10 protein-coding genes and 1 pseudogene are annotated in these 12,218 nt (G+C 67.6%); 3 read left to right on the top strand and 8 right to left on the bottom strand.

What is annotated here, in order from left to right:
- Positions 1–60: 60 nt before the first annotated feature.
- Positions 61–330: a hypothetical protein gene (locus HT102_RS10160; protein WP_192039304.1), complete on the bottom strand. Its 270-nt coding sequence runs from the start codon at positions 328–330 to the stop codon at positions 61–63.
- 320 nt (positions 331–650) lie between these two features.
- Here HT102_RS10160 and uraH point away from each other — a divergent pair, with 320 nt between their 5' ends.
- Positions 651–974 carry a hydroxyisourate hydrolase gene (uraH, locus tag HT102_RS10155; protein WP_192039303.1) on the top strand — a complete coding sequence of 108 codons (324 nt, stop codon included), beginning with the start codon at positions 651–653 and terminating at the stop codon, positions 972–974.
- A gap of 63 nt (positions 975–1,037) precedes the next feature.
- Here uraH and htpG read toward each other — a convergent pair whose 3' ends face one another.
- The 3 genes from htpG to HT102_RS10140 all read right to left on the bottom strand — a co-directional run bounded on the left by htpG (position 1,038) and on the right by HT102_RS10140 (position 5,356).
- The gene (gene htpG, locus HT102_RS10150) at positions 1,038–2,957 is read right to left on the bottom strand and encodes a molecular chaperone HtpG (RefSeq protein WP_192039302.1); all 1,920 of its coding nucleotides are present in this window, start codon (positions 2,955–2,957) and stop codon (positions 1,038–1,040) included.
- A 188-nt stretch (positions 2,958–3,145) separates the two neighbouring features.
- Positions 3,146–3,379 carry a hypothetical protein gene (locus HT102_RS10145; protein WP_192039301.1) on the bottom strand — a complete coding sequence of 78 codons (234 nt, stop codon included), beginning with the start codon at positions 3,377–3,379 and terminating at the stop codon, positions 3,146–3,148.
- A 114-nt stretch (positions 3,380–3,493) separates the two neighbouring features.
- Entirely contained in the window at positions 3,494–5,356 is a 1,863-nt protein-coding gene (locus HT102_RS10140) for an ABC transporter ATP-binding protein/permease (protein WP_192039300.1), read from the bottom strand.
- Between the two features lie 232 nt (positions 5,357–5,588).
- Here HT102_RS10140 and HT102_RS10135 point away from each other — a divergent pair, with 232 nt between their 5' ends.
- Positions 5,589–6,461 carry a GNAT family N-acetyltransferase gene (locus HT102_RS10135; protein ID WP_192039299.1) on the top strand — a complete coding sequence of 291 codons (873 nt, stop codon included), beginning with the start codon at positions 5,589–5,591 and terminating at the stop codon, positions 6,459–6,461.
- A gap of 47 nt (positions 6,462–6,508) precedes the next feature.
- On the opposite strand, the gene HT102_RS10130 is transcribed toward HT102_RS10135, so the two are convergent.
- Positions 6,509–6,775, bottom strand: coding sequence for a DUF1876 domain-containing protein (locus HT102_RS10130; RefSeq protein WP_192039298.1), 267 nt, complete (start codon positions 6,773–6,775; stop codon positions 6,509–6,511).
- A 281-nt stretch (positions 6,776–7,056) separates the two neighbouring features.
- Complete coding sequence (locus HT102_RS10125; protein WP_192039297.1) at positions 7,057–8,724, bottom strand: DUF7800 domain-containing protein; 1,668 nt, start codon at positions 8,722–8,724, stop codon at positions 7,057–7,059.
- Between the two features lie 96 nt (positions 8,725–8,820).
- On the opposite strand from HT102_RS10125, the pseudogene HT102_RS10120 reads away from it, so the two are divergent.
- Positions 8,821–9,252: pseudogene (locus tag HT102_RS10120) on the top strand (ribonuclease H family protein); the annotation flags it as partial.
- An 18-nt stretch (positions 9,253–9,270) separates the two neighbouring features.
- Here the strand turns inward: HT102_RS10120 and HT102_RS16305 are convergent.
- Positions 9,271–10,575, bottom strand: a complete 1,305-nt coding sequence (locus tag HT102_RS16305) for a TMEM143 family protein (protein ID WP_192039295.1) — start codon at positions 10,573–10,575, stop codon at positions 9,271–9,273.
- Between the two features lie 178 nt (positions 10,576–10,753).
- On the bottom strand, positions 10,754–12,157 hold the full coding sequence (locus HT102_RS10110; protein WP_192039294.1) for a S8 family serine peptidase: 1,404 nt from the start codon (positions 12,155–12,157) through the stop codon (positions 10,754–10,756).
- Positions 12,158–12,218 lie beyond the last annotated feature (61 nt).

The following is a 12,218-nucleotide window of genomic DNA, read 5'->3' as shown; positions in this document are numbered from 1 at the left end:
GAGGCCGCTCAGCCGCCGCGCCCGAGGCCGCTCAGCCGCCGGGCGCCTAGGCGTGCGGGCCTAGAAGGGCCACTGGATGCCCGGCGGCAGGGTGAACCGGAAGTCTCCGAGCTGGGTGTGGCACTCGATCACCGCGGGGGGCGGGGGATAGATCAGGATCATCGGCAACGCCTCGCAGTAGGGAAGCGGCTTGCCCGGGGTGGTCTCGCCGGGCTCGTGCGCGGCAGCGGTTGCGGGCAGCGAGAGCGCGGTCACGGCGGCGATCCCGGCGAGGGTGGCCGCGCGGGCGGCGCCGCGGCGACGCGTGGGGGCGACTGGTGCTGGTTCCATGCATCTACGATGCCACAGGAACCCGGCTCCGGCGCGCTGTGCCGGGGAGCCCGGGCAAGGATGCCGGGTCCCGGCTATTTCGGCGAGTTCGTGTCGTAGCGCCCGCCCGCCCGTCACCGAGCCAAGTCAGCGCTCCGCTGGCAAATGCCAGATTTCAGCAACAACGCCAGGGAAGATGCCAGAGAAACGCGCGATGGTGTCGCGCGTTGTGAAACATCCCGGCCCTGATGCGCGCCGAGGCATTACCCTGCAAGTGACAGGACAGGGACCACGAGGATTCGCGGTGGGGACCTTTCTAGCGGTCCCGGGAGGAGGAGCCAGTGGCAACGGTGAGCACTCATGTGCTGGATACCACCTGCGGCGAGCCAGCATCGGGGGTGACCGTGGTGCTGCAGGCGCAGGATGGTGCCGAGATCGCGTCGCTGGTGACCGACGGCGACGGGCGAATCAGTGACCTCTCGGGCGAGGATCTGCCCACGGGGGTGTACCGACTGGTGTTCGGAACCGGCCCGTACTTCTCGACGAAGGGCGTGCAGGCGTTCAACCCGGAAGTGGTGGTGTCGATGGTGCTGGGCGGGCACCGGCACTTTCACGTGCCGCTGCTTGTCTCGCCGTTCTCCTACACGACCTACCGGGGTAGCTGACAGGTGGCCGGGGCGCGGGCGCCGAAAGCCCGCGCCCCGGCCACCGTCGCGGCCTGCTCGAGATCAGAGGGTGCGCGCGAGCGCGTCGGCGAGCAGTGACGCGAACCGCGCCGGATCGCTCAGCTCGCCACCCTCGGCGAGCAGTGCCATGCCGTGGATCAGCTCCGCCGTCGGCTTCAGGGCCTCGGTGTCACTGCCCTCGGCCTGCTTGGCGCGCAAGGCCGCGACGAGCGGGTGGGTGGGATTGAGCTCGAGGATCCGCTTGACCGTCGGCACTTCCTGCCCGGATGCCCGATAGAGCTTCTCGAGCGTGGGAGTGATGTCGAAGTCATCGCCCACCAGGCACGCCGGCGAGTTGGTGAGGCGGTGGGACAGGCGCACATCCTTGACGGTGTCGCTGAGGGCTTCCTTCAGCGCGGCGAGCAGGTCGGCGAACTCCTGGTCCTGCTCCTCGTGCTTCTCCTTGTCCTCGTCCGAATCGAGGTCGATGTCGCCCTTGGCGATGGAGCGGAATTGCTTGCCGTTGTACTCGTGCACCGAATCGACCCACATCTCGTCGACCGGATCGGTGAGGATGAGCACCTCGAGACCCTTGGCCTTGAACGCCTCCATGTGGGGGGAGTTCTCCACGAGCTGCCGGGACTCGCCGGTCATGTAGTAGATGTGCTCCTGGCCATCCTGCATGCGCTCGACGTATCCGGCGAGGGTGGTCCAGGGCTCGTCCGCGTTGCCCGCGGTGTGGGTGGAGACGAAGGACGAGATCTCGAGAAGGGTCTCGCGGTTGTCGAAGTCGAGCAGCAGGCCTTCCTTGAGCACGCGGCCGAACTCGCCCCAGAAGGCGCGGTACTTGCCGGGATCGTTCGCCTGCAGGTCCTTGATGGTGGACAGGACCTTCTTGACCAGCCGCTTCTGGATGCGGCTGATCTGGCGGTCCTGCTGGAGGATCTCGCGGGAGACGTTGAGCGACAGGTCCTGCGCATCGACTACGCCCTTGATGAACCGCAGGTACTGCGGCATGAGCTCCTCGCAGTTGTCCATGATGAACACGCGCTTGACGTAGAGCTGCACGCCGCGCTTGTGCTCGCGGGTGAACAGGTCATGCGGGGCGTGGGTGGGCACGAACAGCAGCGCCTGGTACTCGAACGTGCCCTCGGCCCGCATCGAGATCACCTCGAGGGGCTCGTCCCAGGCGTGCCCGATGTGCCGGTAGAACTCGGTGTACTCCTCGTCGGTGACCTCGCTCTTGGGGCGCGCCCACAAGGCCTTGCGCGAGTTGAGGGTCACCATCTCGGTGGTGGTCTCGCCGTCGACGGTGGATTCCTGCTCCATGCGGATGGGCCAGGAGATGAAGTCGGAGTACCGCTTGACGATCTCCCGGATCTTCCACTCGGTGGTGTAGTCGTAGAGGTGATCCTCGTCGTCGGAATCCTTGAGGTGCAGGGTGATCGCGGTGCCCTGCGGCGCCTCGGGAAACTCCTCGATGGTGTACGTCCCGGTGCCCGCGGACTCCCATCGCGTGCCAGTGGCCTCGCCCGCCTTGCGGGTGACCATGGTGACCTTGTCGGCCACCATGAAGGTGGAGTAGAAGCCGACGCCGAACTGGCCGATCAGCTCGCTGGGTGCCTCGCCGCCATCGGCCTTGCGCGCCTCGGCGAGGGCGCGGCGCAGCTCGGCGGTGCCGGACTTGGCGAGAGTGCCGATCAAGCCCACGACCTCGTCGCGCGTCATGCCGATGCCGTTGTCGCGCACGGTGAGGGTGCGGGCTTCCTTGTCCGCCTCGATCTGGATGTGCAGATCGTCGGTGTCGACCACGAGGTCCTTGTTGCGGAATGCCTCGAGCCGCAGCTTGTCGAGCGCATCGGAGGCGTTCGAGATCAGCTCGCGCAGGAACGTGTCCTTGTTCGAGTACACCGAGTGGATCAGCAGCTCGAGAAGCTGCCGTGCCTCGGCCTGGAACTCGCGTTCCTCAACCTGGGTGGTCACCAATCAATCCTTTCGTTGCATGCTTGGACGGTCACGGGAACGCAGGCATTTTACTCCGCGGTCGGCCCGAACGGCGCGATCGAGGCGGGCGCTGCGCGGCCCACAAAGCCCGCGCCTCCTCGCGCATGGCAAAATCGCCAGGTGGCGCGGTGGCGTCCGCTGCCGCCTGGCTGTTCCCGGAGGTGGTGCTACCAGGGCCGGGAGAACATCACGTCACCAACGAACAGGTGGCAGATGATGATCGGGCCGAAGAAGGGCAGGCTCGACTCCTCGCAGTACGGCAGCAGCGTCAGGTGCGCGGGCGTGGCCTCGGGCAGCAGATCGCGTGGTGACTGGGCCTGCGCGGCGGGCGCGGCGAGCAGCGCAGACGAGGCGAGGGCGGTGCCTGCTGCGATGGTTGCGATACGGCGGGCGACGGACATGGCTGCCTCCATCAAGGTGTGTGTCGCTGGTCACATAAGCATGGCATACCGAGGTGCGCGCGTCGCGCCGAGCCCTGGCAGCCGGCGGCCGCCACCGGGGCTGATGCTCGCGCATCACCGCGGGGCGGCCACCACGGGCTCTACTCTCCATCCGCCCTCGCCATCGAGCACGAGGCGATGGGTGTGATGCTGGTCGACCGTGCTGCGGTGCGCCACGCTCACCACGATCGTGTCCGGCACCTCCGAACGCACGAGCTCATACAGCGAGAACTCCAGGCCCTCATCGATCGCCGAGGTCGATTCGTCGAGAAAGACCACCGCCGGCCGGATCAGCAGCACCCGGGCGAAGCCAAGCCGTTGCTGCTCGCCCGGCGAGAGCACGGCCGACCAGTCGGCCTCATCCTCTATCCGCTCAGCGAGATGACCAAGATGCACCGCGCGCAGCACCGCGCGGATCCGATCGTCGTCTATGCCGCCCGGATCCGCGGGATAGGCCACCGCGGCACGCAGGCCACCGAGGGGGAGGTAGGGCACCTGCGAGAGGAACAACGTCTGCTCGCCCTCGGGGCGGCGCACCTCGCCGGTGGCGAACGGCCAGATCCGAGCCAGCGCGCGTAGCAAGGTGGTCTTGCCCGCGCCCGAGGGTCCCTTGATCACCAGCGCGTCACCAGGCTCGAGGTCCAGGTCGAGGCCTTCGATGAGGGTGCGCCCGTCCGGGGTCGAGACACTGACACCGCGCACTGCGAGCACCGACCCCGTCGCGCTCGCCGCGAGGCGCGGGAGCTCCCGCGATCGATCGTTGGCCATGCGCAGCCCATCGAGCCGGATCAGCGATGCCCGGTAGTCGGCGAAGATGTCGTACGCCTCGCGGAAGAACGACAGCGAGTCATGGATCTCGCCGAACGCCCGCGCCGTCTGGGTCAGGTCGCCCAGCGTGATCTGGCCGGTGAAGAACCGCGGGGCCTGGATCACGATGGGAAAGATCACGGCCGTCTGGTTGACGGTCAGGTTCCAGCCATCGAACTTCAGCGTCCGGAAGACGATGTTCCAGTAGTTGCGGATCACTGCGGCGAACCGGGCGAGCAGCCCGCGCCGCTCCACGCCCTCGCCCCGGTAGAACGCCACGTTCTCAGCGGTGTCGCGCAAGCGCACCAGCGAATAGCGGAAGTTCGCCGAGAGCCGCTCGTTGAGGAAGTTCAGCCGGATCAGCGGGCGGCCGATCCAGAACGCGACCACCGTCGTGACCAGCACATAGCCAAGCACCAGGAACATCATCGCGCGCGGGATGGTCACCCCGAGGATCGTCAGTGGCCCCGAGAGCTCCCACAGGATCATCGTGAACGACACCACCGTCACCATCGAGCCGATAGCCCCGATCGCCAGGGACCTCGAGGTCTGCACGAGCGCGGTGATGTCCTGCTGGATGCGCTGGTCGGGGTTGTCGATCGTGCGATCGACAAACCGGTTGCGATAGTAGGCGCCGCCCTCCAGCCAATGGTCGATGGTGTGCTTGTTGAGCCACAGCCGCCACCGGATGTCGAACGCCTGGCTGATGTAGAAGTTCACCAGCACCCGCACGACGTGGATCGTCGCGAGCACCCCGAACACGATGATCGAGTTCCAGAATGCCTCGACCGCCGCATCGAGCCCCGCCTGGTCGCCACCGGCGAGCGCCGAGCCCGCGTTCTGCAGGGCGGTGTAGAGGTCATTGCCCTGGTAGGAGAACAGCACGGCCATGCGGACGCCGAAGACCATCATGAGCAGCAGCAGGGCCACGAACGGAAGGGTGATGCGGGCTTCGCGGCCCGAGAAGTAGGGGCCCGTGATGCGCCAGAACTGCCGGCCCCAGCGCGTGTACCGAGCGAGCAGGACAGCCGCGATGCCAAAGGCCACCGATGAGATGGCGAAAGCCCGCAGGATCCAGAAGAGACTCGTGACGAGCTCCTGGCCCCAATCGATACCCGATGCACCAACCATGCGCGATCGCCCCTGTTCCACTGCGGGATGAACCAGCGGTGAATGCTATCGAGATCCGTGCAAAACCGGCGGGAAACTGGTGGTTCCGACCGCTCGCCACAGGCCATGCCGAGCCATCTGCATCCCATCAACGATGCAGGTGGGAGGGCATCCTGGGCCATCTGCGCAGCCACGGGAAAAAGGTCGCTGCGATAGGGCGATTTTCGCCCCGGGTTCTTGCATACTTGAGCGCATGATCCCACCCTTCGTGCCGGTGGCCGATCCACGGCCGACTGACACACCCTGGCCCACCATGCAGTGGCCCATCCCGGCAGGCACCACCCTCGCCGGAACGACCGTCTCGCTCGCTCCGCTCGACCCCGACACCGATGCCGAGGCCTTGTTCGCCTGCCTCGACCACGATCAGGTGTGGGCGTTCGTTCCCGTACCGCGGCCGCGCAGCGCCACCGACCTGCACGCGCTGTTCTCCGCGCGACGCACCCTGTCCAACTGGCAGCAGTGGACGGTCCGCCTCGCTCGCGAGTACAAGGGCATGGCACCCGGCACCATCGTCGGCACCACCTCCTACACCAATGCCTCGCCCGCCGACGCGCGCCTCGAGATCGGTGGCACGTTCTATACGCCCGGCACCTGGGGGAGCATCGTCAATCCCGAGTCCAAGCTGCTGCTGATGCGCCTCGCGTTCGAGGAGCTCAACGTCGGGCGCGCCGAGATCCGCACCGACACCCGCAACACGCGCTCCCAGCTCGCCATCACCCGCCTCGGCGCGGTCTACGAGGGCACGCAGCGCCGCTACGCCCGCCGCCCCGACGGCACCGTCCGCGATACCGTGCTGTTCTCGATCATCGCCGAGGAATGGGCCACCGTGCAGCACAACCTCACCGAGCGCATAGCCCGCTCGCTCGCCAAGGAGCACAGTGGCACGCCCGACAGCATTGCCCCGCGTCCCAGTTCGCGAGGGACGCTGCATCCCTGCCTCGGGGAGCTCGTTCCGGACGGGCGGGGATGCACCCGCCTCGACGCGCGCGGGAGCGAGGCCCCATCGCGCGGGAGCGAGGCCCCATCACGCGGGAGCGAGGCCCCAGCGCCGTGCTCCGCGGGCTGAACCGTCGTGATCGCGCGGCTGGCGCTAGTGGCGGACGGCCCGCGGGCTCATGCGTTGAGCTGAACCGGCGTATGGGTAACTGATTCGATATCGGACGCGGAGATCTCCACGAGGCGGTGCGCGATCTCCTGCAGCGCGCGCGCCACCGCGAGCTCATCGCCGATCTTCGGAACGTCCGGATCCTCCGGGTTGCGCCGCGCCACGCCGGTGGCGGAAAGCCGCAGCTCGCCGTTGGCGTGCAACCTAGCCTCGGCCCGCGTCTGGGTACCCCGCTCGTCGATCCTGATATCGATCCACCAACGCTTGTCCTGCATGATTCCTCCTCGGATTGGTGCCCCACCCGCTCCACATCCCACCCTGCGCCGATGATGTGCGATTGTCCATAGGCATCCGGCTCCAAAACGGTTTGATCATGGTTGGCGGGAGCCCACACGTCGCTGGGGCGCTGGGGCGTGCACGGGCGCCCCGCTGGAGTGCGCAGAATCCCCGCGACAGTGCGATAAACGACTGGTCTACGCGCTGGAGGTGTCGTTTTTCGCTCTCTCGCCGACGCTCTCTCGCCGGCGCGCTCTCGCCGGCATCCGCACCGGACCGTTTAGGCAAGCGCCACGCTCCGGGTATGGCGCAGCACGGCCTGAGCGTCCCGGCCCGCGGGTACATGGTCGATGTGCGCGCGGGCGTGGTCCTCATCGAGCTCCACCGTCATCACGCCATTGTCGAACCACGGCCCGTGCGGGATCGTCCAGTCCATGCCGACGTCGTCGACGCGGGCGCGGCGGGCGATGCCATGCAGGGCCGCAGCGGTGAATCGCGAGCCGAGCATCTTCTTCGCCCACCGCACGCCGCGCGGCAGCGGATTGCGGAAGGGCGACATGGTGAGCTGGTGGATCGCTGTGGGTACCTCGGGATGATCGTCGAGGCTGGCGGTGGCGATGTAGGAGGAGTGCACATCGCCGGAGAGCCACAGCACCGAGACCGGTGGGCGGGGGCCGGTGGCTGCCTCGATGACCAGGTCGACCATCGCGAGGAAGGATCCGCGGAAGGCGCCCCAATGCTCCAGGTCGATCCTCCGGCGCAGCTTCTCGCCCCGAGCCACCCAGCGCTTGCCCCATTGCCCGTCGCACACTGCCTCGTTCCAGCCCTCGAGCTGGTGGATGCCGGGCAGCATCAGAACGGGGAGCGAGGTGCCGATCAGGATATGGCGGGCCCGCGCGCCGAGGACCAGCTCGCGCGCCCACTTCCATTCCGCGTCGTCGACTAGTCGCCGTCGTCCCGGCTCGAGGGATCGGGAGCAGCGTGTGTCGAGCATCAGCAACCGAACGGGCCCGATATCACGCACGAAGCTCCACCGCATCGTCGTCGGTTGGCTGTCGGCGCGCCGCGCCATGTCGTCCAGTATCTGCGCGCGGTCATCCCCGCTGGGGGCATCGAGCACGGCGCGCAGCACCGCATCGGCGTCGAGCTGCGCGGGGGAGAGGTTGCCGAGGTGCTGGTAGACCCAGTACGAGGACAGGGCGCCGGTCACGAGGATGTCCCACCCGGGCCGGGCGCTGGCCTCCTCCCGCCACGATTGCGAGGTGTTCCAGTCATCGCGCAGATCATGATCGTCGAGGAGCATGCAAGTGGGGACGGTGGAGAGCAGCCACCGCACATCGGGCTGCGACCACGCTGCCTCGTAGAGCGCGGCGTAATCGTCGAAGGTGCTGGCGCGCGGCAGGCCATCGTCGCCCCGGGGCAGCGAGTCGGCGAGCGGCTGCGGCGGCAGGTCGGCATACACCTGGTCGCCAAGGAGGCACAGGGCGTCGGGCCATTCCTCATCGGGGGTATCGCGCATGCGGCGGGCCAGCGCGACGAGGGCGTCCGGGCCGAGCGCCTTGACGCTCTCGGGATCCTGGCCGCCGGTGCGGTAGCAGGACCCGAACACGATGCGCACGGGCCGCGATGTGCCGTCACCCGGCATGCCGCGGGGGAGGGTCCGGATGGTGCTGGGGGTGTCCTCGATCTGCTCGGGCCACACCGCGCTCTCGTCGAGCTGCACCCAGTAGGGATGCGCGCGCCCCGGAGCAAGGCCGGCGAGCTGCACCAGCGCGTAGTGGCGGCCGTGCACCGTCCAGGTGGGAGCCGAGCATTCCTGCCCGTCGCACAGCACCGTGACGGTGCAGGCAACGCTGGCCTGCACCCAGATCGTCGCCTCGGTCTCATGGACGTAGCGCACGATCGGGCCGAGGACGATCCTCGCGGAACCTGCATTCACTGGCGTCACGGTTTCCATTGTGGCCGAACGGTGCCGCGCTGGGCTGTGGCATGGCTGAGCGTGGCATGAGGAAACGCTTCGGCGGTATTGCTAGGGTGGCTGCTCGTGATGACGGTGAGCACGGACGGATCTTGCTTGAAGAACCCCGGGGGCGCGATCGGCTGGGCGTGGGTGAACCACTCCGGTGACCGCTCGTCGGGCGGCGCATCGTCGGGGACCAATCAGATCGCGGAGCTGATGGCGCTGCTCGAGGCGATCCGATCGCACCCCGGGCCGGAGCCATTGCTCGTGGAGTCGGACTCGCAGTACGCGATCAAGTGCGTGTCGGTGTGGCTCGCGGGCTGGAAGCGCAACGGCTGGCGCACCGCGGCGGGCTCGCCGGTGAAGAATGCCGAGCTGATCCAATCCATCGATGCGGCGATCGCCGACCGCGAGGGCCCAGTGCGGTTCCAGTGGGTGCGCGGGCACGCGGGCAACGAGTTCAACGAGATCGCTGATGAGCTCGCCGGCACTGCTGCCCGCGTGGCGGCCCAGGCCTCCTAGGGCCACGACAGGCTAGCCGACCGTGTTGTAGTCGAACACCTTGTCCCACCGCTCGTCGAGGCGTCGCTTCGCGTCATCGAGCTCGAGCGCGCTCACCCGGCCGTCGTGCTCGTCGATGAGGTCGAGCTCGCGGAGCTTGCGCAGGCCATCGCGCACCTCGAAGTCGAAGCGGGTGTTCCATCGCTGGGCGAACCAGTCCTCGATCCGCTGGTCGAGCTCCTCGGCCGTGATCGGTCCGGGAGCTAGCCGGAGGAAGTGGTAGGCGAGGACGGCTTCCTTGACCTCGGCTTCCTCCGCGATATCAAGCAAGTGGTGGAAGACGCCGATCTCGTTGTCGAGGTTGCGGAAGTACAGGTTCTCCGACAGCGCCTTCATGAATTGGATCTTGCGGTTCTTGAACTTGTTGAACTGGCGCACCAGGTAGCCACCGAACGCCGCCAGGCCCGCCCCGATCGTCACCAGCGTGGCCTGGTCCAGCTCCACCGCTTCATCGCGAATGCCCAGCCAGAAGGCGATGAGCAGAAGAAGAACGCCCAGCGACGCGATGAGCTTTGTCACCACCACGATGATCCCGGAGATCAGCGCGGGCACACCGATCATCATCTTGTCGATCGGTCGCATCCCCACCCGGACATTGGGAAACAGCATCTCGATGTCATGCCGGGGGACGTTCTCGAACAGCTTGACCATCGTGCTGCCCGGCGTGAACGGCAGGTCGTCGGCATCACGATCCGCGAAATGCTCGGGATCGCGGAACGTCACGTAGACGATCACCTTGGCATAGCTGCGGAACGCGATCGTGCGGCGACGAAGCCCCATCCACGACTTGACCTTCCGCTCCCGCTCGAAGCTGCCGCGCCGGAAGAACATCGCCGTATCGATATCCTCCCGATCCACCTCGAGACGCACCTTGATCAGCGATTCCTCGTCGAACGCCCGTTTCAGCTCCTCCTCGGTCACGCGGGTGAAGTTGGCGCGCTCGGCAAGCTCGACGAGCTCCTCCTCGAGCGCCTGCTGCGCGCGCACGCGGTCCTGCCATGCGGGCTCGGCGATGCGCTTGAGGTCCGGTGGCGGATCGAGGACATGGTAGGCATCCTTGATCGCCTCGATGCGGGCATGGAAACGGTGATGCAGCACGCTCGCCAGGATCGTCGCGAACTCGCGGAACGACTCGCGCTCCTGCTCGGGAAGCTCCTCGGCGCACATCGTGATCACGGCCCTCTTGCGGAACGGGATGAAGTGCTCGAGCTCGTTGCCCGCCGCGACTTCTCGCTGCTGCGCTAGCTCGGTTGCTTCCGCGCTGCCTTGCTGGACCACGATGACGCTCCCTCTGCCTGTCCTCGTCCGCCCCCGGCGCACTGCCCGGGGGGAAATCTGGCCGATTCCGACATATCCAGCCTAGCCGCAGGGCCCCGGGCGGCGACCATCGCTGGCCGAGCACACCCGGGGCCCGTCTGTTCCTCGTGGATGAGCAGGACGGTTCAGTGACGCTGGATCAGCACCCGCCGCTTCCCGATGGGATGCAGGGCTCGGGCTCCGGCTCGGGCTCTGGTTCTGGCTCGGGCTCGCCCGTCGCGGTCACCTCGGCGTCGACGAGGAAGCCGAAGTGCCTGGTGCCGGGGGAGTTCCGCGGATCCCCGGTGAAGCCGTAGCTCGCCGACCGGGTCTGCGCGTCAGCCCGCACGAGGTCGATGATCTGTGCTGGTTCCAGGCCATCGCACGGGCCGGCGACCCCGCCGCTGCCATGGCACAGCGCCACCACGCCGGCCACATGGGGCGCGGACATCGATGTGCCCGAGAGCACCCGCGTTCCGCCACCCAGCCGCGTGGAGGCGATGCACACGCCCGGCGCCGCCACGACATGGGACTTGTCGGTGGTGGAGACCGCATAGTTCGAGAATGTCGCGGCAGTGTCGTCGGATTCAGCGAAATCGCACGACGGCCGCCCACCCGCGCCACCCGGGGCGCCGTCGCTATCGGCCATCGCAGTGACGGTCAGGACCTCGGGATAGGCCGCGGGCACCGCACTGCCGAACCCGGTGTTCTCATTGCCCGCCGCGGCGACATACGTGATCCCCTCGTCCGTGGAGCGGCAGATCGCGAGGTGCAGCGCATCATTGTTCGAGTTCCCGCAGTTGTTGTCATTGCTGCCCTGCCCGGACAGCGACAGGTTTGCCACCTTGATTCCGAGCGTCGCCGCGTTCGCGGTGATCCAGTCGATGCCACAGATCACCTGGGAGAACGATCCGACGCCATCCTGGTCGAGCACCTTCACCGAGAAGACCGTCGTCCCGGGGGCGACGCCGATCGTGCCGCTGCCGTTGTTGCGCGCGGCGATCGTTCCCGCGACATGGGTGCCATGCCCGTTCGCGTCCTGGGAGGTGCCGCCCGAGGTGGTGCAATCCGCTCCCGCGACCGAGGTCAGGTCGGGATGCGCGAGGTCGATGCCCGAGTCCACCACTGCCACTCCGACGGTGCTCGCCGGCATCGCCAACGTGCTCGTGGCAGCCTCGATGCGCCGGACACCGGTGGGCGCGGAATCCCCCGGGACCAGGGGCTCGCTCGCTGGCAGCGCGCGCACCTCCCGGTCACGGGACACGAACGCCACATCCGGGTCCATCGCCAACCGATCGCGCACCGCCTCGGGCATGCGCGCCGAGAAGCCCTCGAAGACCCGGTTGAAGCGTCGCTCCGCAGCGATCCCGTGCTCACGCTCGAGATCGACCGTCTTCGACTGGGACCGGACCCCGCTCTCGTACACCACGATGTATGGCTCAGCAGCCGGAGAGGCCCCAGTGGGAGGACCTCCCGGCGGCTGGGCGAGGGACGGGCCACCCGCCGCCACCAAGCCAGCGGCCAGCACCCCGGCCGAGATCGCGCCCAACAATGGTCGACGCATGCGCATGACCCTCCAGTCACCAGACAAGATAAACGGCAATACTGGACGGAGCGTATGCGTA

Origin of the sequence: Lolliginicoccus lacisalsi (assembly GCF_014841105.1) — a bacterium.
GTDB lineage: Bacteria > Actinomycetota > Actinomycetes > Mycobacteriales > Mycobacteriaceae > Lolliginicoccus > Lolliginicoccus lacisalsi.
Note: the sequence above shows the minus strand (reverse complement) of the source record. Positions and strands in the feature narration are given on the sequence as shown.

Bases quoted from the DNA above. Each gene is read 5' to 3' on its own strand.
- HT102_RS10160 (WP_192039304.1), bottom strand. From the start codon at position 330: ATGGAACCAGCACCAGTCGCCCCCACGCGTCGCCGCGGCGCCGCCCGC.
- HT102_RS10110 (WP_192039294.1), bottom strand. From the start codon at position 12,157: ATGCGTCGACCATTGTTGGGCGCGATCTCGGCCGGGGTGCTGGCCGCT.
- HT102_RS10145 (WP_192039301.1), bottom strand. From the start codon at position 3,379: ATGTCCGTCGCCCGCCGTATCGCAACCATCGCAGCAGGCACCGCCCTC.
- HT102_RS10130 (WP_192039298.1), bottom strand. From the start codon at position 6,775: ATGCAGGACAAGCGTTGGTGGATCGATATCAGGATCGACGAGCGGGGT.
- HT102_RS10140 (WP_192039300.1), bottom strand. From the start codon at position 5,356: ATGGTTGGTGCATCGGGTATCGATTGGGGCCAGGAGCTCGTCACGAGT.
- HT102_RS10135 (WP_192039299.1), top strand. From the start codon at position 5,589: ATGATCCCACCCTTCGTGCCGGTGGCCGATCCACGGCCGACTGACACA.